The following is a 20,796-nucleotide window of genomic DNA, read 5'->3' as shown; positions in this document are numbered from 1 at the left end:
GCGCGTCGTCCGGTGTTACTCCATCCCGGCGAGGACCAGCGGCAGGCGGCGGGCGCCGTCGGCCACCAGCGTCACCGGCACGCCCCAGTCCTGCTGGTGCACGTGGCAGGCCGGGTACTCGATCTCCGGGTCGTCGTCGCAGGAGGCGGCCATCGCCGAGACGTGCAGCACACCCTCGGTGACCTCGGCGGAGAGCACCAGTTCACGGGAGAGGTCGGTGTCCGCGCCCGCGCCGGAGACCAGCAGCTCGGGCGGGGTCGCGCTGACCAGCAGCCGGGTGGAGGGGCCGTAGCGCTCGTCCAGCTTCTGGCCGTTCGGCGCCTCGAAGACCACGTCCAGCCGGAAGGCGCCCGGGGCGACCTCGGTGGCCGCGCGCCGGGTGCGGTGCGCCACCGACTCGACCTGCACCGCCTCCTCCGGCAGCCGCAGCCTGGTCAGCCGGTGCCGGGCCGACTCGACCACCACGATGTCCCCGTCCACCAGGACCGCCCCGGAGGGCTCGCGCAGGTCGGTGGCCAGGGTGCTGACCTCGCCGCTCGCCGGGTCGTAGCGGCGCAGCGCGTGGTTGTAGGTGTCGGCGACGGCCACCGAGCCGTCCGGCAGCACGGTGACGCCCAGCGGGTGCTGGAACAGTGCCTGACCGGCCGCGCCGTCGCGGTGGCCGAAGTCGAACAGGCCGCTGCCGACGGCGGTGCGGACCGCCTTTGTTTCACGTGAAACCCAGCGCAGCGAGGAGGTCTCGGAGTCGGCGACCCAGAGCCGCTCGCCGTCCGCCGACACCGCGAGGCCGGACGGCTGGGCGAACCAGGCCTCGGCGGCGGGCCCGTCCACCAGGCCCTCGTTGGTGGTGCCGGCCGCGACCGCGACGGTGCCGGCGGCCGGGTCGTACGACCACAGCTGGTGCACGCCGGCCATCGCGATCCACACCCGGCCGTCGAACCAGGCGACGTCCCACGGCGAGGAGAGGTCCACCTCGCGGGCCGGGCCCTCGGTGGCCGAGCCCTGCCACCACTGGCGGCCGGTGCCGGCCAGGGTGGTCACCCGGCCGTCGGCGAGGCGGACACCGCGCAGGGCGTGGTTGACGGTGTCGGCCACGACCACGTCGTAGTCGTACGGGTGGCCCTCGGGGAGCAGCGCGAGGCCCTGCGGCTCGCTGAACCGCGGGCCGGCGCCGTCCGCGCCGTCGCCGTCCACCAGGCCGCGCTGCCCGTCGCCGATCCGGCGCACCACCGTCTCGCCGTCCTCGGCCAGCTCGACCAGCGAGTGGTGGCCGGAGTCGGCGACCAGGAAGTGGCCGTTCGGCAGCCGGACCGCCTTGCCGGGGAACTTGAGGTCCCCGGCGCTCGGCTCCGGCGCCACGTACGGGCCGTCGCCGCGGCGCAGCGTGCCCTTCGCGGCGTGCTCGGCCTCCAGCTCCTCGACCAGCCGGGCGAGCGCGTGGGCGTGGCCCTCGCCGGCGTGCTGGGCGACCACGTAGCCCTCCGGGTCGATCACCACCAGCGTCGGCCAGGCCCGGACGGCGTACTGCTTCCAGGTCACCAGCGCCGGGTCGTCCAGCACCGGGTGGTGCACCTCGTAGCGGGCGACGGCGTCGACGACCGCCTGGTGGTCGGCCTCGTGCACGAACTTCGGCGAGTGCACCCCGACGATCACCACGGTGTCGCGGTGCTTCTCCTCCAGCTCCCGCAGCTCGTCCAGGACGTGCAGACAGTTGATGCAGCAGAAGGTCCAGAAGTCCAGGATGGTGATCTTGCCCCGGAAGTCGGCGAGCGCTAGCTCCTTGCCGCCGGTGTTCAGCCAACCGCCTGCCCCGACCAGCTCGGGGGCGCGTACACGTGCACGAGATGCCATGCGTCAATCAAACCGCACGCCGGGTGCCCGCATTCCGGGCGTGCCGGGTGAGATCGGACTGCCAGCGGGTCTCGCCGTCCTGGGTGCGGGCGGTGGGGCGCAGGCCGAGGGCGCGGGCGACGGCGGCGGAGGCGTGGTGGTCGGGGTGGATGTGGGCGGCGGCGGTGGTGACGCCGGCGGCGGCGAGGTGGGCGAGCAGGGCGCGGGCGGCCTCGGTGGCCAGGCCGCGGCGCTGCCAGGGGGTGCCGACCACCCAGGCGACCTCGGCCTCGGAGGCGTCGGGGCGGACGGTGGCCTGCACGTAGCCGGTGAGGGCGCCGTCGGCGCGCAGCCGCAGCACCCAGTTGCCCCAGGCCTCGGCCGGGTCGGGGGAGCCGGCGGCGAGCCGGGCGCAGCGGGCGCGCTGCTCCTCGACGGTGGCCGGGCGGCCGCCGGTGAAGGCGTGCAGGGCCGGGTCGGCGAGCGCGGCCGCCAGCTCCTCGGCGTGCCCGGGGGCGATCGGCAGCAGGTCGAGGCGCTCGCTGCGCAGCTCGGCGGTGGTGAGGCCGCTGGTGAGGCCGCTGGTGAGGCCGTTGGTGAGGCCGTTGGTGAGGTCGGGGTGCATGGCGGTATTGAAGGGGATCGGGGGCCGCCGTGCGACGGGGTTTTCGGCCGGTGCTCCGTGGCGGTGCTTCTCCGCGGCCGGGCGCTCGGGGTCGAATGGGGCGACGTCAACACGGAGGAGGTCGCACGGTGCGGTATCTGGTCAGGGAGAAGCTGTTCGCGGTCGGCGACGACTACTGGATCGAGGACGACCGGGGGCACAAGGCGTTCCTGGTGGACGGCAAGGTCCTGCGGCTGCGGGACACCTTCGAGCTGAAGGACGCGCACGGGCGGGTGGTCGCGGTGGTGAGGGAGAAGATGCTCGCCGTCCGCGACGCGATGAGGATCGAGGACGCCGACGGCGAGGTGGTCGCCACCGTCCGGGAGAAGCTGTTCACCCCGTTCCGGGACAAGTACCTGGTGGAGCTGGCCTCCGGCGGCGAGCTGAAGATCCACGGCAACCTGATCGACAAGGACTACCGGATCGAGAACCGGCACGGCGACGAGCTGGCCCGGATCAGCCGCAAGTGGTTCCGGATCCGGGACACCTACGGGGTGGAGATCGCCGACGGTGCGGACGCCGGTCTGCTGCTGGCCGTCGCGGCCTGCGTCGACCACCTGGTGCGGGAGGAGGACTGACCCGTCCCCGGTTTCCCGGCCCCCGGTCCGCCCCTCACCCGGGTGGGGTATCTTTTGCCAACCCTTGACCAGGCAGGTCGGGGGCCCCGACCGGCACGGTCGCGGGGGACGGCGTGAGCGGACCGGGGGCTGGAACCACGATGAACGACATCCTGCACGGGCTCGGTGCGGCGGCGGCCTACGGCACCCTCGGCGTGGTGCTGCTGCTCCTCGGCATCGGCCTGGTCGACCTGCTGACGCCCGGCAAGCTCGGCCGGCAGATCTGGGTCGAGCGCAACCGCAACGCCGCCGTCCTGCTCAGCTCCGCCCTGCTCGGCATCGGCGGCATCGTCTTCACCGCGATCATGTACACCTATGCCGACTTCGCCAAGGGCCTGGTGTCGACGGCCTGCTACGGCCTGCTCGGGCTGGTGCTGATGGCCGTCGCGTTCTGGCTGGTGGACCTGCTGACGCCGGGCAGGCTCGGCGAGATCCTGGTCGATCCGGAGCCGCACCCGGCGGTGTGGGTGTCCGCGGCCTGCAACATCGCGGTGGCGGCGGTGGTGTCGGCCGCGATCGCGTAGGCCGCGATCGCGTAGGCCGGGGCCGCGCTGCGCCGGGCGAGGCTACGCCGGGCGGGGCGCCTCGCCCAGGACGTGCTCCCGCCCCCAGTCCCCCAGCGGCCCCAGCGCCGTGTTCAGGCGGTGCCCCGCCCCGGTCAGCGCGTACTCGACCCGGGGCGGCACCTCGTCGTACGCCTCCCGGTGCACGATGCCGTGCGCCTCCATCTCGCGCAGGTGCGCGGCCAGCACCTTCTCGGTGATCCCCGGCAGCAGCCGGCGCAGCTCGCCGAAGCGGCAGTGCGGGCGTTCGCCCAGGGCCCAGAGGATCGACACCTTCCACTTGCCGCCGATCACGTCCATCGCGGCGTCGGTCCCGCAGACGTGCGCCCCAGGCCTCGACACGATCGCCATGCCCACCCCTTCCGGCCCCTGCCAGCTCGATGCTCACCCCAGGGTAACCACCCACTTCGAAGTGCGTACTTGATCGTTTCCGGGGCCGGCGCGGAGGCTGACTGCCATGGCAACCAACCCCGTTGAGAACACCCCCAGGACCCCGCTCACCCTGCTCGGCCTCGGCGCGATGGGCACCGCGCTGGCCGAGGCCTGGCTCGCCGCCGGGCACCCGCTGACCGTCTGGAACCGCACCGCCGCCCGTGCCGACGGACTCGCCGCCCGCGGCGCCACCGTCGCCGCCACCGTCGCGCGGGCCGTCGCCGCGAACCGGCTGGTCGTCGTCTGCCTGCTCGACGACGCCTCCGTGCCGGCGGCGCTGGACGGCGTCGACCTGACCGGCAAGGACCTGGTCAACCTGGTCACGAGCACTCCCGGGCAGGCCCGTGCCCGGGCCGCCTGGGCCGAGGAGCGCGGCGCCCGCTACCTGGACGGCGGGATCATGGCCGTCCCGCCGATGATCGGCGTCCCGGCGGCCGGGGCGTACGTGTTCTACAGCGGCTCGTCCGAGCTGTTCGAGGAGCACGGGGGCGCGCTCGCCGTCCCGGCCGGCACCCGCTACGTGGGCGCCGACGCCGGGTACGCGGCGCTGCACGACGTGGCGCTGCTCAGCGGGATGTACGGGATGTTCGCCGGGATCGCGCACGCCTTCGCGCTGGTCCGCGGCGAGGCCGTGGCGCCGAGCGGGCTGGCGCCACTGCTGGGCGACTGGCTGGCCGCGATGTCCGGCTCGGTGGCCAGGACGGCGGCGCAGCTGGAGAGCGGCGACTACGCCCGGGACGTGGTGTCCAACCTGGCGATGCAGGTGGCCGGCAAGGAGACGCTGCTGCGCACCGCCGAGGAGCAGCTGGTGAGCGCCGAACTCCTCGAACCGTACTTCCGGTTGATGGAGCGCCGACTGGAGGTCGGTGGCGGCGGCGAGGACCTGACCGGGGTCGTCGACCTGCTGCGACGGTGAGGGCCGGCCGGTAACGTACCGGCATGGCAGACCTCGAAGAACGCGCCACCGTCGTCGCGTCCGAACCAGGGCAGGCCGGGGCGGGGGTGGTCGTCAGACCGCGCCGCGCCGACGACCTCGCCGACTGCGTCCGGGTGCTGGGCGACGTCCACACCGTCGACGGCTATCCCGCCGACTGGCCCGACCGCCCCGCCGCCTGGCTGACCCCGGACGGCCTGCTCGCCGCCTGGATCGCCGAGTCGGACGGCCGGCTCAGCGGGCACGTCGGCCTGGCCCGCAGCGCCCCGGGCGACCTCGCCCCCGTCCTGTGGAGCGGGCGCACCGGCGGCCGCCCGGAGCTCACCGCCGTGATCGGCCGGCTCTACGTCGCCCCCGGGGCGCGCGGCCACCTGGTCGGCGCCCGGCTGCTGGCCTGCGCCGTGGCGCACGCGCGGGCGCTCGGCCTGCACCCCGTCCTCGACGTGCTCGCCACCGACACCGCCGCCGTGGCCCTCTACCGCCGCCTCGGCTGGACCCACCTCGGCGGCGGAGACCAGCAGTGGGCCTCCGGACGCACCGTCACCGTCCACTGCTTCGCCGCCCCGAGGGGGTGAGTTCCGGCCCGCCCGGCCGTCGTGGCCGGGCGGACGGGCGGGCGAAGGCCGGGCAGGCGGGCAGAGACGGGGAGGGGGAGGGCCGGGGCTCAGGCCGCGGGGCGGTCGGACACCGGGCGGCGGCGCAGGGCCGGCGTGGTGAGGGCCGGGGGCTGCCAGACGCCGTCGGCCCGGTAGAGGTCGGTGCCGGGCGGGACGATGGCGTCGATGCGGTCGAGGGTGGCGTCGTCCAGGACCAGGTCGGCGGCCTTGAGGGCCGATTCGAGCTGCGCCGCGGTGCGCGGGCCGATGATCACCGACGTGACGGCCGGGTGGGCCGCCGGGAAGGCGGTGGCCAGCTCGGGGAGGGTGCGGCCGAGCTCCTCGGCGAGGGCGGTGAGGGCCTCGACGGCCTCCAGCTTGGCCGCCGTGGTGGGCAGCTCCGGGTCGAAGCGGTGCGGGTGGAGGGCGGCCCGGCCCCGGCTGAGGTCGATCGGGCGGTCCTTGCGGTAGCGGCCGGTCAGGAAGCCACCGGCGAGCGGGCCCCAGGTCAGCGCGCCCATGCCCAGCCGCTGGACGACGGGCAGCACCTCGCGCTCCACGCCCCGGGCGAGCAGCGAGTACGGCGGCTGCTCGGTGCGGAAGCGCTGCAGGCCGCGGCGCTCGGCGACGTGGTGGGCGTCCACGATCTGCTCGGCGGGGAAGGTGGAGCAGCCGAAGGCGCGGATCTTGCCCGCCCGGACGAGGTCGCCGAGGACGGAGAGGGTTTCCTCGATGTCGGTGGTGTGGTCCGGTCGGTGGACCTGGTACAGGTCGATCCACTCGGTCCGCAGCCGACGCAGGCTCTCCTCGACCTCGCGGACGATCCAGCGCCGCGAGTTGCCGCCCCGGTTGTGGCCCTCGCCCATCGGGAAGTGCACCTTGGTGGCGAGCACGATCTCGTCGCGGTCGCCACGGGCGGCCAGTGCCTTGCCGACGATCTCCTCGGACTCGCCGGCCGAGTACATGTCCGCGGTGTCGATGAAGTTGATGCCCCGGTCGACCGCGGTGCCGATCATCCGGGCGCAGTCGTCGTGGTCGGAGTTGCCGACGGAGCCGAACATCATGGTGCCGAGGCAGTAGGTGCTCACCTCGATGCCGGTGCCGCCGAGAACGCGGTAGCGCATGGCCGTTCCCCCTGGTTGGCGATCAGTTGCGTGTCAGAGATTAGGAGTTGGAGTGCACTCCAGCGCAAACGCGGCTCGGCTCCCTCGGGTGGGGGAGCCGGATCACCGCACCGGGGGAGGAGCGGCGGGGTGGCGCGGGCGAGCCTGTCGGCATGGTGAGGAACGGGTGGGCGGTGACCGGCTGGGGCCTCGGGTACGCCGGGTTCGGGCTGGGGTGCGCGCTGGGCGGGACGCGGCTGCTGGGGGCGGACTGGCCGGGGTGGGTGGTGGCCGCCGTGGGGCTCGCCTCGGCGGCCGCCGGCGTGGCGGTGGTGCGGCGAACGCCGGTGCGGGGGCTGTGGTGGCTGCTGTGGCTGGTGTGCGGGGCGGCCGCGGTCGGGGCCTGGGGCCTGCTGATGGACCTGGTGACGCTGCTGTTCGGCCAGCGGGTGGACAGCGTCCCCGACGCGGTGGAGCGCACCCTGGCGGCGGTGGGGGCGGTGCTGCTGGCCCGCACCGCCCCGGGGCTGCGGCCCGGGGCCCGCGGCGGCCCGGGCGGCCGGGCCGAACGGGTGGCGCCGGCTCCCGCAGCGGCCCCGCCGATCGTCCAACTCGCCGCCTGGGCAGGCACGCTGGCGTTCGTTCCGTACGTGCTGATGAAGCTGATCTGGGCGTTCGGCGGCAGCTTCGCCGGGATCAGCGGCGACCAGATGTACGCGAGCTACGTGCGCAACGGCTCCTCCGGGCTCTGGCTCGCCCTGGAACGCCGGGGCCTCGACGGCACCGTGCTGCTGGCGCTGCTCGGGGTGTTCCTGCTCTGGGGACTGGTCCGCCCGTGGGGGCAGGTCTTCCCGCGCTGGACCCTGCCGCTGCGCGGCCGCCGGGTGCCGCGCTGGCTGCCGCTCACCCCGGCCCTGGTGGGCGCGGCTTCGCTGGCGCCGTACGGGGTGGTCGGGATCGGCTACCTGACGCTGTGCACCGCCGGGGTGACGCGGATCAGGCTGGGGGAGTTCGCCAGTGAGCAGAGCGCGCTGGAGATCTCCTGGGTCGGGATGTGCGGGTTCGCCGGGTACGGGGTCGCGCTGGCGGTGGCCGCCCGGTCGTACTGGCGGCGGACGAGGGGGTGACCTCGCAGTGGTTTGCTGAGGCGGCAACAAAGCTTGCCGATGCTGTAGGGCGGGCCGCAGCCTGGCGGTGGAGGTGAGCGCCATGGGCGAGACGGCAGGGACGGCAGGAACGGTCAGGACGGCAGGAACGACCGGGACACCCGGGACGACCGGGATCGGGGAACGCGAGCGCTACGACGTGGTGGTGGTCGGCGCCGGAGCGGCGGGGCTGAACGCCGCGCTGGTGCTGGGCCGGGCCCGTCGCCGGGTCGCCGTGGTGGACGCCGGCGAGCCGCGCAACGCGCCCGCCGCCCACATGCACGGCTACCTGAGCCGGGACGGCATGCCCCCGGCGGCGCTGCTGGCGGTCGGGCGGGAGGAGGTCGCCCGGTACGGGGTGGACCTGATCGACGCCCGGGTCGAGCACATCGAGTCCGTCGAGCACAGCGATCACATCGAGTCGGCCGAGCAGAGCGATCGGATCGAGTCCGCCGAGCCGGCCGGGTCCGCCGGGTCGGGCTTCGTGGTCCACCTGGCCGGCGGGCCGGTGCTGCACGCGCGCCGGGTGGTCGTCGCCACCGGGCTGCGGGACGGGCTGCCGGAGCTGCCGGGCCTGGTCGAGCGGTGGGGCCACGACGTGCTGCACTGCCCGTACTGCCACGCCTGGGAGGTCCGCGACCGCCCGCTCGGAGTGCTCGGCACCGGCCCGGGGGCGGTCAACCAGGCGCTGCTGCTGCGGCAGTGGTCGGCGGACGTGGTGCTGCTCGCGCACAACCTGGCGCTGACGGACGCCGAGCGGGAACGGCTCGCGGCCCGGGACGTCGGGGTGGTCGAGGGCCGGATCGTCCGCCTGGTGTCCGACGACGGGCGGCTGCGCGGCGTCGAACTCGCCACCGGGCAGGTGGTGCCGCGCGAGGCGGTGTTCGTCTTCCCGCGGCCGGTGCCCCGGGACGCGCTGCTCTTCGGCCTCGACTGCGCCCGGGACGACAACGGCTGGGTCACCACCGACCGGACCGGCCGCACCAGCCTCCCCGGCGTCTGGGCGGTCGGCAACGTCGCCGACCCGCGTGCCCAGGTGGTCACCGCCGCCGGGATGGGCGCGGCGGCGGCCTTCGCGCTCGACCACGACCTCGTGGCCGAGGAGCTCGACCGGGCGGTGCGGACGTACCGCGCGTCCGGCGCCGCCCTGCCCGCCTGAGCGGGAAGCTTTCGTCAACCCACCCACGATCGGAGAATCCGGATGTCAGCGCAGCAGCACGGCCACTCCCACGGGCACGGCCACTCCCACTCCCATGGGCACTCCCACGGCCACGGGCACGTTCCCGCCGCCGACTTCGACTGGGACGCGCTCGCCGCGCACCTGGAGCTGGAGGCCGACCTGCGGGCCGGCGCCGTCACCGAGGCCGGGCGCTGGCTGCTCGGCCTGCACGGGGAGGGCGAGGTGCGGCGGGTCCTCGACGTCGGCAGCGGCCCCGGGGTGATCGCCGGACTGCTGGCGGAGGTCTTCCCGGCGGCCGAGGTGGTGGCGGTCGACCAGTCGGCCGCCCTGCTGGAGCGCGCCCGGACCCGCTCCGGCGGTCGGCTCGGCACCCAACAGGCCGACCTGCCCGAGGAGTTCGGCAAGCTCGGCGAGGCCGACCTGATCTGGTCCGGCAACGCCGTCCACCACCTGGGCGACCAGCAGGCCGCGCTCACCTCGCTCGCCGGGGTGCTGCGGCCCGGCGGTCTGCTCGCCGTCGCGGAGAGCGGCCTGCCGGCGCGCTACCTGCCGCGCGACTTCGGCCTCGGCCGGCCCGGCTTCCAGGCCCGGATGGACGCCGCCCACGAGGACGGCTTCAGCGCCATGCGGGCCGAACTGCCCGGCAGCACCCAGGAGATCGAGGACTGGCCGGCCATGCTGCGGCGGGCCGGACTGACCCCGACCGGCACCCGCACCTTCCTGGTCGACCACCCCGCCCCGCTCGCCGGGCCCGTCCGCGGCTACCTGCACACCCAGCTGACCCGGCGTCACGACCAGCTCGCCGAGCAGCTCGACGCCGAGGACCGGGCCACCCTGGAGGCCCTGCTCGCCGAGGACGCCCCCACCGGCATCCTGCACCGTCCGGACGCCTTCTACCTCTCCGCGATGACCGTCCACACGGCCCGCCGGGACTGATCCGGCGGCCGCGGGGTCCTCGACCGTACAGCTGGCGGCCGCGGGGTCCTCGACCGTACAGCTGGCGACCGTACGGCCCGCGACCGTACGGCCCGCGACCGTACGGCCCGCGACCGTACGGCCGGAGACCCGACGGCCCGCCGCGTCAGCCCGCGAGGAAGGCGGCCACCGTACGGGTGAAGGCGGCCGGATCGTCGAGCCACGGGTAGTGGCCGGCGCCGGGCTGGACGGCGGCACGGGCGTGGCGGAACAGCGCGGCCGCGGCGCGGACCGCCCCGGGCCGCGGGTCGGGGTCGTACTCGCCGGCCAACAGCAGCGTCGGCACCGGGAGTTCGGCGACGGCGGCGCGGACGGCGGCGGGCCGGAAGCCGCCGCCGTGGTACGCCGCGGCGGCCTCCGGGTGGCTCTGGACGGCGCAGTCGGCCTCGTGGGCGCGGGCGGTGGCGTTCCAGTCGCCGTGGAAGAGCGGTGCCACGGCGCCGGGGTCGGCGGTGCCGCCGGCGAAGGCGGCGCGGACGGCGGCCCTGGCGGCCGGGTACCACTCCTCGTCGGCGAGGCCGCGGGCCTCGGCCGCCTCGCGGTAGTCGTCCTCGGTGGCGGTGCCGCCGAGGATCCGGAGGCTGGGCGTGACCAGCACCAGCCGGCCGGTGCGCCCGGGGTGCCGCAGTGCGTACAGGGTGGCGAGCGAGCAGCCGGCGGAGTGGGCGAGGAGGTCGGCCCGGTCGAGCCCGAGGTGCGCCCGGAACGCCTCGACGTCGGCCACCTGCCGGTCGACCCGGTAGCCCGCCGGGTCGGCCGGGCGCGCCGATCGGCCCGTGCCGCGCAGGTCGAGGACGTGCAGGGCGCGGTGCGCGCCGAGGCCGCCGAGGTCGCCGAGGTACGCGGCGTCGCGCATCGGGCCGCCGGCGAGGACGAGCAGCGGCTCGCCCTCGCCGAGGACGCGGTAGCCGAGTGGGGTGCCGTCGGGGCCGGTGAAGGTCGTCATCGAAGGATCGTGGCAACCGCAGACCGGCCGGGGCAACGGGAAATCGGCCGGGCCCCGCCGCCGCGGGGCCGTTCACACCGGTCAGCCCGCCGAGCCGCCGAAGCGCGCCGTCCAGGCCGCCAGGTCCTCGTCCGTGATCTTGGCGAACAGCACCGGCGGCACCGTGAACGCCGTCCCGGCCGGCACCAGGTCCAGCGCCCGCGCCTCCTGCGGGGCGATCCAGTCCCGGGTGGCGGCCGGGGAGTCCTCGGGCAGCGCGAAGGCCCCGCGCATCGCCGCCGCGGTGGCCGGGATGAACGGTTCGGAGACCACCGCGTACAGGTGGATCAGGTTCATCGCGGTGCGCAGGGTCAGCGCCGCCGCCTCCGGGTCGGTCTTCACCTGCAGCCAGGGCGCCTTCTCGTCCAGGTACGCGTTGCCCGCGCTCCACAGCGCGCGCAGGGCCTGCGCCGCCTTGCGGAAGTTGAGCGAGTCCAGCTGGGCCTCGTACTCGGCGAGCAGCGCGGCGACCTGCTCGCCGAGGCGCTGCTCGGCCTGCCCCGGCGCGTGCCCGCCCGGGACGTCGTCGCCGAAGCGCTTGCGGCTGAAGGAGAGCACCCGGTTGACGAAGTTGCCGAGGGTGTCGGCGAGGTCCTTGTTGACCACCGAGGCGAACAGGTCCCAGGTGAAGCTGGAGTCGTCCGACTCGGGCGCGTGCGCCATCAGGAAGTAGCGCCAGTAGTCGGCGGGCAGCAGCTCCAGCGCGACGTCGGTGAAGACGCCGCGCTTCTGGCTGGTGGAGAACTTCCCGCCGTAGTACGTCAGCCAGTTGAAGGCCTTGACGTAGTCGACCTTCTTCCACGGTCGGCGCGAGCCGAGCAGCGTGGCCGGGAACATCACGGTGTGGAACGGGACGTTGTCCTTGGCCATGAACTCGGTGTAGCGGACGGTCTCGTCGACCTCGTACCACCAGGACTTCCAGTCCCGCAGCTGCCCGGCCGGGGCCGCGTCCGCCCATTCCTTGGTGGCGCCGATGTACTCGATCGGGGCGTCGAACCAGACGTAGAACACCTTGCCCTCGGCGGCCAGTTCGGGCCACACGTCGGCGGGCACCGGGACTCCCCACTCCAGGTCGCGGGTGATCGAGCGGTCCTGGAGGCCCTCGGTCAGCCACTTGCGGGCGATCGAGGAGGCCAGCACCGGCCAGTCGTCGGCGTGGGCGGCGACCCAGTCCTCGACCTCCTCGGTGAGCTTGGACTGGAGCAGGAACAGGTGGCGGGTCTCCCGGACCTCCAGGTCGGAGCTGCCGCTGATCGCCGAGCGCGGCTCCAGCAGGTCGGTCGGGTCGAGCACCCGGGTGCAGTTCTCGCACTGGTCGCCGCGGGCCTTGTCGTAGCCGCAGTGCGGGCAGGTGCCGACGATGTAGCGGTCCGGCAGGAAGCGGCCGTCGGCGTTGGAGTACACCTGGCGGATCGCGCGCTCCTCGATGAAGCCGTTGCGCTGCAGTTCGCGGGCGATCTCCTGGGTGATCTCCCGGTTCTGCGGCGAGGAGCTGCGGCCGAAGTGGTCGAAGGAGAGCCCGAGGCCCTCGTACACCGCCCGCTGCGCGTCGTGTGCCCGGGCGCAGAACTCCGCGACGGGCAACCCGGCTTCCTGGGCGGCCAGTTCGGCGGGCGTGCCGTGCTCGTCGGTGGCGCAGATGAACAGCACCTCGTGCCCTCGTCGGCGCAGGTACCGGGCGTGGACGTCCGCCGGGAGCATGGACCCGACCATGTTGCCCAGGTGCTTGATCCCGTTGATGTACGGAAGGGCGCTGGTGATCAGGTGCCGAGCCATCCTCGGATGCTCCGATTTCTCCCGCACGCGCACCCCACCCGGAGTGCCGTGTCAGGCGCAGGGGTCCACTGTGGGCTGCAAGCCTAGGGCAAGCGGGGGGTCCTGGCGCACGCGGCGGGCCGGGGCGGACCGCACTTCCGGAGTGGGGCGGACCGGGCTTCCGGAGCGGGGTGGACCGCAGGTCCGGAGCGGGTCGGACCGTGCTTCCGGGCCCGGGGCGGACGGCACTTCCGGGGCGGCGTGGACGGCACGTCCGGGCCGGGCGTCACGGCCGGCTGAAGTCGCCGTACCGGTCGAACTCCCCGGACTTCACCCCGCGGACGAAGGCGGCCCACTTGCGGGGGGTGGTCTGCACGACGACCTCGGGCCGGTCGGACTCTCGGATTTCCACCAGCTCGCCCGCCGATCTGACCTCGACGCAGTCGGTGCTCTCGCCGCTGGCCGAGGCCTTGCGCCAGGTACTCATGCGAAGTCTTTCAGCAAGGCCCGGATGAAGTCCCGGGACTCGTCCGGCCCGAGCGCGATGGCCGCGGTCTCCTCCTTGATCCGGCGGTAGGAGGCCAATTCGGCCTGGGTGTGCACGAATTTCGGCCCGTGGGAGAGATCGATCTGGACGGTGTCGAGTTCCGGGACGGGTCCGCGGGCGAGGTACAGACTCTCTCCGGAGCCGGTGTAGGTGGGCACGCTGAACGGGATCACCCGGATCTCCACACCGGGCCGTTCGGAATTCTCCAACAGGCTCCGCAACTGGTCGCGCAGTACTTCCGGACCGCCGAACTGCATGCGCAGCGCGGACTCGTGCAGGAATGCGCTGTACGGCTTCGGGTGGTCGACGAAGATCTGCTGGCGCCGAATCCGGAATGCCTTCCGGACGTCGGCCTCCTGCCGGTACTGCGGGGGGAGCCGCTCGAACACCGCGGCGGCGTACTCCGGGGTCTGCAGCAGTCCGGGGATGAAGGTGCTGTTCAGGATGGAGAGGGAGGACGCGTGGTGCTCCATCTCCGCGATGTCGATGATCGCGTTCGGCAGCCGGCCGCGGTAGCCGTCCCACCAGTACTTGCGCCGGTCCTGAGTCATCGTCAGCAGCGCGTCCAGGTAGGGGCCGTCCGCGCAACCGCAGGTGAGTGCCCAGATCCGGAGCCGCTCGGCGCTGATGCCCGACTTCCCGTTCTCCATCTGGGAGATCTTGGGCAGGTCGGTGCCGATGGTGGCGGCCAGGCTCTTGGGCGTGACGCCCACGAGCTCGCGCATCCTGCGCAACTCGATCCCGAGGCGCTGCTGGCGCACGGTCGGCGACAAGCGGGGTGGCATGACTCTCTTCTCCGGGTCGCGGCTGGCGTCGATGCTTCCGGTGAAGTGTGCCGCGCGTGCCGGGCCCTAGCTACCGAAATGGGGGATACCCCACGATGGAGTGAACGTCCTTCCGCTCGGTAGCAACTCTGGCACCTTGACCCTATGGTCATCCGTGTCACTCGCTGACTTGTTGCCGCCTAAACAGTCGTCAAACAGTCGTCAATCGGCCGTAATGACACATCAGATGCATGGTCGCGGCGCCCGAAATCATCGACCGGAGACAGCCATGCCCCTCCCCTCCGTACTCGGCCTTCCCCATCGGCCCCACCGGCCCCACCCGTCCCGGCGCATTTCCGCATCCCGGTGAATGCGCTTCTCGTCGCCGGATTGTCGGCGCTCCTGCTCGCCGTCCTGTTCGTCGGCTGGCTGGTCTGGCTGGTGAACGTCAAGCCCTCCGAACTTCGCGCGGTGAAGCGCGAGTTGGCGGCCGGCCATGCCGCCGCGGGGGACCGGAAGTAGCCGCGCGGCCGGCCGGGGCGCGGCTCAGCCCCGGGAGAGCCGTTCCGTCAGCCGGGACTCGGCCGCCGGCCACTCGTCGGCGAGCATCGAGAAGTAGACGCTGTCCCGCCAGCTGCCGTCGGGGCGCAGCCGGTGGCGGCGCAGGGTCCCCTCGTACTGGGCGCCGAGGCGCAGGACCGCGGCGCGGGAGCGCTCGTTGCGGGCGTCGGTCTTCCAGAAGACCCGGCCCATGCCGAGGTCCTCGAAGGCGTGGCGCAGGAGCAGCAGCTTGGCCTCGGTGTTGACCGCCGTGCGCCAGACCGAGCGGGCGTACCAGGTGCCGCCGATCTCCACGGACTCGTCCGGCGCGCTGTGGTCGTGGTAGCCGGTGACGCCGACGGCCCGGCCGCTCGCGAGGTCGACGGCGGCGAAGTTCACCGACTCGCCCGCGGCCGCCTCCGCGATCCGGGTGTCGAGGATCGCGCCGAGCTCCTCCTGCGAGCCGGGCTGCGGCGACATGGTCCAGCGCCAGACGTCGGGGTCGGGGCCGATGGCGGTCCAGAGGTCGGCGAGGTGGCGGCGCTCCAGCGGCTCCAGGCGGATGTGGCGGCCGGTGAGGGTGACGGGTGCGGGCTGCTTCGCGGTCATGATCCGAACGTAGCCCGATTGTGCACTAGAGGCAATAGGTGTTTGAACTAGTGCAAAAGCCTGAGTGCAGAAGATCCAGTGCAGAAGGTCCAGCGCGGAGGAGCCAGCGCGGAGGATCCGGGACGACGAAGGGCCCCGCAGGACGGTGCGTCCTGCGGGGCCCTCGGTGAAGAGCGGGTTCCGACTCAGATGAACGAGTTGATCTGGATCGTCTCGTCGCGGCCCGGGCCGACGCCGATGGCGGAGATCGGCGCGCCCGACATCTCCTCCAGCGCCTTCACGTACGCCTGGGCGTTCTTCGGCAGATCGGCGAAGGACTTCGCCTTGCTGATGTCCTCGGTCCAGCCCGGCAGCGTCTCGTAGATCGGCTTGGCGTGGTGGAAGTCCGACTGGTTGTAGGGGAGCTCCTCGACCCGCTTGCCGTCGATCTCGTACGCGACGCAGACCGGGATCTGCTCCCAGCCGGTCAGCACGTCCAGCTTGGTGAGGAAGAAGTCGGTGAGGCCGTTGACCCGGGTCGCGTAGCGCGCGATCACGGCGTCGAACCAGCCGCAGCGGCGGTCGCGGCCGGTGGTGACACCGCGCTCGCCGCCGATCCGGCGCAGCGCCTCGCCGTCCGCGTCGAGCAGCTCGGTCGGGAACGGGCCGGAGCCGACGCGGGTGGTGTAGGCCTTGAGGATGCCGATGACCCGGTCGATCTTGGTCGGGCCGATGCCGGCGCCGGTGCAGGCGCCGCCCGCGGTCGGGTTCGACGAGGTCACGAAGGGGTACGTGCCGTGGTCGACGTCGAGCAGGGTGCCCTGGCCGCCCTCCAGCAGGACGACCTTGTCCGCCTTCAGCGCCTCGTCCAGGACGAGGGTGGTGTCGGAGAGGAAGGGCTTGATCTTCTCCGCGTAGCCCAGGTACTCCTCGACCACCAGGTCGGCCGGGATGGTGCGGCGGTTGTACAGCTTGACCAGGATCTGGTTCTTGTCGTGCAGCGCCGCCTCGATCTTCTGGCGCAGGATCGACTCGTCGAACAGGTCCTGGACCCGGATGCCGACGCGGTTGATCTTGTCCGCGTAGGTCGGGCCGATGCCGCGGCCGGTGGTGCCGATCCGGCGCTTGCCGAGGAAGCGCTCGGTGACCTTGTCCAGGGTGCGGTGGTACGGCGTGATCAGGTGGGCGTTGCCCGAGATCAGCAGCTTGGAGGTGTCGATGCCGCGCTCGTTCAGGCCGGCCAGCTCGGAGAGCAGCACGGCCGGGTCGATCACGACGCCGTTGCCGATCACCGGCGTCACGTTCGGGCTGAGGATTCCGGAAGGGAGCAGGTGCAGGGCGTACTTCTGGTCGCCGATGACCACCGTGTGACCGGCGTTGTTGCCGCCCTGGTAGCGGACCACGTAGTCCACGGAGCCACCGAGGAGGTCGGTGGCCTTCCCCTTGCCCTCGTCTCCCCACTGAGCGCCAACGAGCACGAGTGCCGGCACAGGCGTACACCCCTTCCGGTTGGGGCATCCTGCGTAGGCCGCAGTCTGCCCCGAGATAGACGAAGCCCCTGGCGCAATGGCGCAAGGGGCTCTTGCACCGAGAGATTACCTGAGGAAGGACCGGTCGTGTCGTCCCTGTCCACGCCTGCTACCGGCGGCCCGGAGCCGCTCCTGCTGCTCCTCGACCCGGTGGCCCGGCAGACCGACGGCGAGTCGGTGCGGATCGCGAAGGACGTGCTCTGCGGGGGCGCGGACGTGAAGGTGGCCTTTCCGGAGAGCCCTTCCGAGCTCGACCGGGTGCTTTCGCACCGGGGCCGGAGGCGACCGGTGGTGATCGGTTCCGACCTCGCGCTGCAGCGGGTGCTCCAGGCCCTGCATCGCCAGCGTGAGCTGGGCACGGAACCGGTGGGGATGGTTCCGGTCGGCCGCTCGCAGGAGCTGGCGGCGGCCCGCGCGCTCGGCGTGCCGGGGGAGCCGGTCCGGGCCGCGCGGGCGGTGCTGTCGGGCGCGCCGCGCCGGCTGGACCTGCTGGTGGACGACGGTGGCGGGGTGGCGCTGGGCGGGGTGCGGATCACCGGCGGGGGTGCGCGGCGCATGGTGGGCCGTTCGGGTGGCTGGCGTTCGCTATGGGCGAAACTGGCTGCGGCCGAGCAGGCGAACGCACTCACCGAGGACGGCGCCGACCACAGCTCCCGGGTCCGGGTCGAGGCGGACGGCCGACTGCTCGCGGACGTCCACCGGCCGGTCCGGCTGGTCCAGGTCACGCTCCCGTCCGGTGCCTCGGACGGGACGGGCGAGATGGACGTGGTGGTCGCCGCCTCCGGCGCCCTGGTGCGCGCCCGGGCGGCGAGCGTGTCGGTGGTCGGGCGGGGCTTCGACTACGAGGCGGACGGCCGCCCGGTCGGTCCGGTCCGGGCGCGGACCTGGACGGTGCACCCGGGAGCCTGGGGCCTGCTGCTGCCGGCCGCCTGAACGCCCGCCCGACCGCCCGACCGCCCGCCCGACCGGTGGGCGACCGGCGGGCGACGGGTGGGGGAACGCCGGGTGAGCAGGCTCACGTTCGTCCGTGCCCGGACCCCCGCCGCCGCGCACCCGGAACTCCCCAACAGGCGCGAACCACAAGGCCAAGCGCCGCCCGCCGGAATTCCCCCCACCCGAAATCCCCGGCCGGTAAGGGGTTTTGTCTACGCGCATCAACTCGCGATCGCCGGACAAACCCGCAGTCCCGGGGTCCGACAGCCCGGGTCAACTGCCCTAGACTCGAAGGCGTGCCACGTGGTGACGGAAGACTCAACCACGATCTTCTTCCCGGTGAGAAAGGCCCCCAGGACGCTTGTGGCGTCTTCGGTGTCTGGGCTCCCGGCGAGGAGGTCGCCAAGCTCACGTTCTTCGGCCTTTACGCCCTGCAGCACCGCGGTCAGGAATCCGCGGGCATCGCAGTGAGCAACGGCTCCCAGATTCTCGTCTTCAAGGACATGGGCCTCGTTTCCCAGGTCTTCGACGAGGCATCGCTGGGGTCGTTGCACGGGCATATCGCCGTCGGACACGCCCGCTACTCGACCACCGGTTCCTCGGTCTGGGAGAACGCCCAGCCGACCTTCCGGGCGACCGTTCACGGTTCGCTGGCCCTCGGGCACAACGGAAACCTGGTGAACACCGCCGAACTGGCGGCCATGGTCGCCGAACTCCCCGGCGAGGAGCACGTCTCGCGCTCCGGCCGGAGCGCCGCGACCAATGACACCGACCTGGTGACGGCGCTGCTCGCCGGCCACCCGGACCTCTCCATCGAGGAGACGGCCAAGGTCGTGCTGCCCCAGGTCAAGGGCGCGTTCTCGCTCGTCTTCATGGACGAGCACACCCTCTACGCCGCCCGTGACCCGCAGGGCATCCGCCCGCTGGTGCTCGGCCGGCTGGAGCGCGGCTGGGTGGTCGCCTCCGAGACGGCGGCGCTGGACATCTGCGGCGCCTCCTTCATCCGCGAGGTCGAGCCCGGCGAGCTCATCGCCATCGACGAGAACGGGATGCGCAGCTCCCGGTTCGCCGAGGCCAAGCCCAAGGGCTGCGTCTTCGAGTACGTCTACCTGGCCCGCCCCGACACCTCCATCGCCGGCCGCAACGTGCACCTCTCCCGCGTGGAGATGGGCCGCCGGCTGGCCAAGGAGGCGCCCGTCGATGCCGACCTGGTGATAGCGACGCCCGAGTCCGGCACCCCCGCCGCGATCGGCTACGCCGAGGCCAGCGGCATCCCGTACGGCTCCGGCCTGGTGAAGAACGCCTACGTGGGCCGCACCTTCATCCAGCCCAGCCAGACGATCCGCCAGCTCGGCATCCGGCTCAAGCTCAACCCGCTGCGCGAGGTCATCGCGGGCAAGCGCCTGGTGGTCGTGGACGACTCGATCGTCCGCGGCAACACCCAGCGCGCGCTGGTGAAGATGCTCCGCGAGGCCGGCGCCGCCGAGGTGCACATCCGGATCTCCTCGCCTCCGGTGAAGTGGCCCTGCTTCTTCGGCATCGACTTCGCCACCCGCGCGGAGCTGATCGCCAACGGCATGACCATCGAGGAGATCGGCCGCACCCTCGGCGCGGACTCGCTCTCCTACATCTCGATCGACGGCATGATCGAGGCCACCGCGCAGCCGAAGGACCGGCTCTGCCGGGCCTGCTTCGACGGCGAGTACCCGATGGAGCTGCCGGACCCGGCGCTGCTCGGCAAGCTCCTGCTGGAGGCCGAGATCAAGGGCGGCCAGCAGCCGCCGGCCGTCCGCGGCAAGCCGACCAGCGGCAGCGACCTGGACGGCGTCCAGTCGCTGCTCGGCGGGGCGGGCGCGGCCGACGCGCTGCGCCGGCCGTAACGAACCGACGGTGGGGTCCCGTGAACCGGGGCCCCACCGCTGTTCCACCCCCTGCTGTTCCGTAGAACCACCCCCACCTGACCCGAAAGGGCCGCACGCAGTGACCAGCAACCAGAACGGTGCCACCTACGCCGCCGCCGGTGTCGACATCGAGGCGGGCGACCGCGCCGTCGAGCTCATGAAGCAGTGGGTGAAGAAGGCCAACCGCCCCGAGGTGGTCGGCGGTCTCGGCGGTTTCGCCGGCCTCTTCGACGCGTCCGCCTTCAAGAACTACGAGCGGCCGCTGCTGGCCTCGGCCACCGACGGCGTGGGGACCAAGGTGGCCATCGCCGCCGCCATGGACAAGCACGACACCATCGGCCACGACCTGGTCGGCATGGTCGTCGACGACCTGGTGGTGTGCGGCGCCGAGCCGCTGTTCATGACCGACTACATCTGCGTCGGCAAGGTCGTCCCGGAGCGGGTCGCCGCGATCGTCAAGGGCATCGCCGAGGGCTGCGCGCTGGCCGGCTGCGCCCTGGTCGGCGGCGAGACCGCCGAGCACCCGGGCCTGCTGGGCCCGGACGAGTACGACGTCGCGGGCGCCGGCACCGGTGTGGTGGAGGCCGACGCGCTGCTCGGCGCGGACCGGGTCCGGGCCGGCGACGTGGTGATCGCGATGGCCGCCTCCGGCCTGCACTCCAACGGCTACTCGCTGGTCCGCCACGTGCTGCTGAACGAGGCCGGCTGGAAGCTGGACCGCAAGGTCGAGGAGTTCGGCCGCACCCTCGGCGAGGAGCTGCTGGAGCCGACCCGGATCTACTCGCTGGACTGCCTGGCGCTCACCCGCGCCACCGAGGTGCACGCCTTCTCGCACGTCACCGGCGGCGGCCTGGCGGCCAACCTGGCCCGGGTCGTCCCGGACGGCCTGCACGCCCGCCTGGACCGCGGCACCTGGACCCCGCTGCCGGTCTTCCAGACCGTCGCCGAGGTCGGCAAGGTGGCCACCCTGGAGATCGAGAAGACGCTGAACATGGGCGTCGGCATGGTCGCGGTCGTCCCGCCGCACTCGGTGGACGTCGTGCTGTCGATCCTGGAGGACCGCGGCGTGGAGGCCTGGCTGCTCGGCGACATCGTCGAGCGCGGCGACGGGCACGAGGGCGGCGCGGCCCTCTACAACGCCTACGAGGGCTTCCGGGCGAGCTGACCCCGGCGTGACGACGAGAGGGCCCCTCCGGAGCACCGGAGGGGCCCTCT

The 20,796-nt window shown here is 73.2% G+C and carries 21 protein-coding genes; 11 read left to right on the top strand and 10 right to left on the bottom strand.

The window, feature by feature from the left end; translation table 11 throughout:
• Positions 1-15: 15 nt before the first annotated feature.
• Both ACFVGO_RS30575 and ACFVGO_RS30570 read right to left on the bottom strand, forming a co-directional pair.
• Positions 16-1,851: an NHL domain-containing thioredoxin family protein gene (locus ACFVGO_RS30575; protein ID WP_359898005.1), complete on the bottom strand. Its 1,836-nt coding sequence runs from the start codon at positions 1,849-1,851 to the stop codon at positions 16-18.
• A gap of 7 nt (positions 1,852-1,858) precedes the next feature.
• Positions 1,859-2,455, bottom strand: a complete 597-nt coding sequence (locus ACFVGO_RS30570) for a GNAT family N-acetyltransferase (protein ID WP_380351647.1) — start codon at positions 2,453-2,455, stop codon at positions 1,859-1,861.
• A 128-nt stretch (positions 2,456-2,583) separates the two neighbouring features.
• Here ACFVGO_RS30570 and ACFVGO_RS30565 point away from each other — a divergent pair, with 128 nt between their 5' ends.
• Entirely contained in the window at positions 2,584-3,072 is a 489-nt protein-coding gene (locus ACFVGO_RS30565; protein WP_359898003.1) for an LURP-one-related family protein, read from the top strand.
• Between the two features lie 140 nt (positions 3,073-3,212).
• Entirely contained in the window at positions 3,213-3,635 is a 423-nt protein-coding gene (locus ACFVGO_RS30560) for a DUF350 domain-containing protein (protein WP_359898002.1), read from the top strand.
• Between the two features lie 42 nt (positions 3,636-3,677).
• Here ACFVGO_RS30560 and ACFVGO_RS30555 read toward each other — a convergent pair whose 3' ends face one another.
• Positions 3,678-4,025, bottom strand: coding sequence for a helix-turn-helix domain-containing protein (locus ACFVGO_RS30555; RefSeq protein ID WP_359898000.1), 348 nt, complete (start codon positions 4,023-4,025; stop codon positions 3,678-3,680).
• A gap of 106 nt (positions 4,026-4,131) precedes the next feature.
• Between ACFVGO_RS30555 and ACFVGO_RS30550 the strand changes: the two genes are divergently transcribed.
• Together ACFVGO_RS30550 and ACFVGO_RS30545 are read left to right on the top strand one after the other, a co-directional pair.
• On the top strand, positions 4,132-5,022 hold the full coding sequence (locus ACFVGO_RS30550) for an NAD(P)-dependent oxidoreductase (protein ID WP_380635235.1): 891 nt from the start codon (positions 4,132-4,134) through the stop codon (positions 5,020-5,022).
• A 23-nt stretch (positions 5,023-5,045) separates the two neighbouring features.
• Complete coding sequence (locus ACFVGO_RS30545; RefSeq protein WP_380635233.1) at positions 5,046-5,615, top strand: GNAT family N-acetyltransferase; 570 nt, start codon at positions 5,046-5,048, stop codon at positions 5,613-5,615.
• Positions 5,616-5,704: 89 nt separating this feature from the next.
• Here the strand turns inward: ACFVGO_RS30545 and ACFVGO_RS30540 are convergent, their stop codons facing one another.
• Complete coding sequence (locus ACFVGO_RS30540) at positions 5,705-6,760, bottom strand: aldo/keto reductase (RefSeq protein WP_359897994.1); 1,056 nt, start codon at positions 6,758-6,760, stop codon at positions 5,705-5,707.
• A gap of 152 nt (positions 6,761-6,912) precedes the next feature.
• Between ACFVGO_RS30540 and ACFVGO_RS30535 the strand changes: the two genes are divergently transcribed.
• The 3 genes from ACFVGO_RS30535 to ACFVGO_RS30525 all read left to right on the top strand — a co-directional run bounded on the left by ACFVGO_RS30535 (position 6,913) and on the right by ACFVGO_RS30525 (position 10,000).
• On the top strand, positions 6,913-7,866 hold the full coding sequence (locus ACFVGO_RS30535) for a hypothetical protein (protein WP_380635230.1): 954 nt from the start codon (positions 6,913-6,915) through the stop codon (positions 7,864-7,866).
• 82 nt (positions 7,867-7,948) lie between these two features.
• A complete protein-coding gene (locus ACFVGO_RS30530; RefSeq protein WP_380635228.1) occupies positions 7,949-9,043 on the top strand; it encodes an NAD(P)/FAD-dependent oxidoreductase in 1,095 nt (364 codons plus the stop codon).
• Positions 9,044-9,085: 42 nt separating this feature from the next.
• Positions 9,086-10,000: a class I SAM-dependent methyltransferase gene (locus ACFVGO_RS30525; RefSeq protein ID WP_359897989.1), complete on the top strand. Its 915-nt coding sequence runs from the start codon at positions 9,086-9,088 to the stop codon at positions 9,998-10,000.
• A gap of 145 nt (positions 10,001-10,145) precedes the next feature.
• Here ACFVGO_RS30525 and ACFVGO_RS30520 read toward each other — a convergent pair whose 3' ends face one another.
• The 4 genes from ACFVGO_RS30520 to ACFVGO_RS30505 all read right to left on the bottom strand — a co-directional run bounded on the left by ACFVGO_RS30520 (position 10,146) and on the right by ACFVGO_RS30505 (position 14,111).
• Entirely contained in the window at positions 10,146-10,985 is an 840-nt protein-coding gene (locus ACFVGO_RS30520) for an alpha/beta hydrolase (RefSeq protein ID WP_359897988.1), read from the bottom strand.
• An 81-nt stretch (positions 10,986-11,066) separates the two neighbouring features.
• Complete coding sequence (gene metG, locus ACFVGO_RS30515) at positions 11,067-12,800, bottom strand: methionine--tRNA ligase (protein WP_380635224.1); 1,734 nt, start codon at positions 12,798-12,800, stop codon at positions 11,067-11,069.
• Positions 12,801-13,065: 265 nt separating this feature from the next.
• The gene (locus ACFVGO_RS30510; RefSeq protein ID WP_359897985.1) at positions 13,066-13,266 is read right to left on the bottom strand and encodes a DUF397 domain-containing protein; all 201 of its coding nucleotides are present in this window, start codon (positions 13,264-13,266) and stop codon (positions 13,066-13,068) included.
• Entirely contained in the window at positions 13,263-14,111 is an 849-nt protein-coding gene (locus tag ACFVGO_RS30505) for a helix-turn-helix transcriptional regulator (protein WP_359897983.1), read from the bottom strand. The genes ACFVGO_RS30510 and ACFVGO_RS30505 overlap by 4 nt, the downstream gene beginning before the upstream one ends.
• Before the next feature lie 345 nt (positions 14,112-14,456).
• Between ACFVGO_RS30505 and ACFVGO_RS30500 the strand changes: the two genes are divergently transcribed.
• The gene (locus ACFVGO_RS30500; protein WP_359897981.1) at positions 14,457-14,612 is read left to right on the top strand and encodes a hypothetical protein; all 156 of its coding nucleotides are present in this window, start codon (positions 14,457-14,459) and stop codon (positions 14,610-14,612) included.
• A gap of 24 nt (positions 14,613-14,636) precedes the next feature.
• Here ACFVGO_RS30500 and ACFVGO_RS30495 read toward each other — a convergent pair whose 3' ends face one another.
• Together ACFVGO_RS30495 and ACFVGO_RS30490 are read right to left on the bottom strand one after the other, a co-directional pair.
• The gene (locus tag ACFVGO_RS30495) at positions 14,637-15,239 is read right to left on the bottom strand and encodes a GNAT family protein (RefSeq protein WP_359897979.1); all 603 of its coding nucleotides are present in this window, start codon (positions 15,237-15,239) and stop codon (positions 14,637-14,639) included.
• A 185-nt stretch (positions 15,240-15,424) separates the two neighbouring features.
• On the bottom strand, positions 15,425-16,708 hold the full coding sequence (locus tag ACFVGO_RS30490) for an adenylosuccinate synthase (RefSeq protein WP_359897977.1): 1,284 nt from the start codon (positions 16,706-16,708) through the stop codon (positions 15,425-15,427).
• Between the two features lie 126 nt (positions 16,709-16,834).
• On the opposite strand from ACFVGO_RS30490, the gene ACFVGO_RS30485 reads away from it, so the two are divergent.
• From ACFVGO_RS30485 to purM, 3 genes are all read left to right on the top strand, one after another.
• Positions 16,835-17,680 (top strand): diacylglycerol kinase, encoded by an 846-nt coding sequence (locus ACFVGO_RS30485; protein WP_359897975.1) that lies wholly within the window; start codon positions 16,835-16,837, stop codon positions 17,678-17,680.
• Positions 17,681-17,976: 296 nt separating this feature from the next.
• Complete coding sequence (gene purF, locus ACFVGO_RS30480; RefSeq protein ID WP_359897974.1) at positions 17,977-19,560, top strand: amidophosphoribosyltransferase; 1,584 nt, start codon at positions 17,977-17,979, stop codon at positions 19,558-19,560.
• Between the two features lie 100 nt (positions 19,561-19,660).
• Positions 19,661-20,746, top strand: coding sequence for a phosphoribosylformylglycinamidine cyclo-ligase (gene purM, locus ACFVGO_RS30475; protein ID WP_359897972.1), 1,086 nt, complete (start codon positions 19,661-19,663; stop codon positions 20,744-20,746).
• Positions 20,747-20,796 lie beyond the last annotated feature (50 nt).

The sequence above is a fragment of the Kitasatospora sp. NPDC057738 genome, from assembly GCF_042798815.1.
Classification (GTDB): domain Bacteria; phylum Actinomycetota; class Actinomycetes; order Streptomycetales; family Streptomycetaceae; genus Kitasatospora; species Kitasatospora lactacystinica.
Note: the sequence above shows the minus strand (reverse complement) of the source record. Positions and strands in the feature narration are given on the sequence as shown.

What these genes read in the sequence shown, in the direction of transcription:
- ACFVGO_RS30525 (WP_359897989.1), top strand. Translation starts at nt 9,086, where the DNA reads ATGTCAGCGCAGCAGCACGGCCACTCCCACGGGCACGGCCACTCCCAC.
- ACFVGO_RS30545 (WP_380635233.1), top strand. Translation starts at nt 5,046, where the DNA reads ATGGCAGACCTCGAAGAACGCGCCACCGTCGTCGCGTCCGAACCAGGG.
- ACFVGO_RS30530 (WP_380635228.1), top strand. Translation starts at nt 7,949, where the DNA reads ATGGGCGAGACGGCAGGGACGGCAGGAACGGTCAGGACGGCAGGAACG.
- ACFVGO_RS30540 (WP_359897994.1), bottom strand. Translation starts at nt 6,760, where the DNA reads ATGCGCTACCGCGTTCTCGGCGGCACCGGCATCGAGGTGAGCACCTAC.
- ACFVGO_RS30555 (WP_359898000.1), bottom strand. Translation starts at nt 4,025, where the DNA reads ATGGCGATCGTGTCGAGGCCTGGGGCGCACGTCTGCGGGACCGACGCC.
- ACFVGO_RS30560 (WP_359898002.1), top strand. Translation starts at nt 3,213, where the DNA reads ATGAACGACATCCTGCACGGGCTCGGTGCGGCGGCGGCCTACGGCACC.
- ACFVGO_RS30550 (WP_380635235.1), top strand. Translation starts at nt 4,132, where the DNA reads ATGGCAACCAACCCCGTTGAGAACACCCCCAGGACCCCGCTCACCCTG.
- ACFVGO_RS30510 (WP_359897985.1), bottom strand. Translation starts at nt 13,266, where the DNA reads ATGAGTACCTGGCGCAAGGCCTCGGCCAGCGGCGAGAGCACCGACTGC.
- ACFVGO_RS30570 (WP_380351647.1), bottom strand. Translation starts at nt 2,455, where the DNA reads ATGCACCCCGACCTCACCAACGGCCTCACCAACGGCCTCACCAGCGGC.
- metG (WP_380635224.1), bottom strand. Translation starts at nt 12,800, where the DNA reads ATGGCTCGGCACCTGATCACCAGCGCCCTTCCGTACATCAACGGGATC.
- ACFVGO_RS30495 (WP_359897979.1), bottom strand. Translation starts at nt 15,239, where the DNA reads ATGACCGCGAAGCAGCCCGCACCCGTCACCCTCACCGGCCGCCACATC.
- ACFVGO_RS30505 (WP_359897983.1), bottom strand. Translation starts at nt 14,111, where the DNA reads ATGCCACCCCGCTTGTCGCCGACCGTGCGCCAGCAGCGCCTCGGGATC.
- ACFVGO_RS30520 (WP_359897988.1), bottom strand. Translation starts at nt 10,985, where the DNA reads ATGACGACCTTCACCGGCCCCGACGGCACCCCACTCGGCTACCGCGTC.
- ACFVGO_RS30575 (WP_359898005.1), bottom strand. Translation starts at nt 1,851, where the DNA reads ATGGCATCTCGTGCACGTGTACGCGCCCCCGAGCTGGTCGGGGCAGGC.
- ACFVGO_RS30535 (WP_380635230.1), top strand. Translation starts at nt 6,913, where the DNA reads ATGGTGAGGAACGGGTGGGCGGTGACCGGCTGGGGCCTCGGGTACGCC.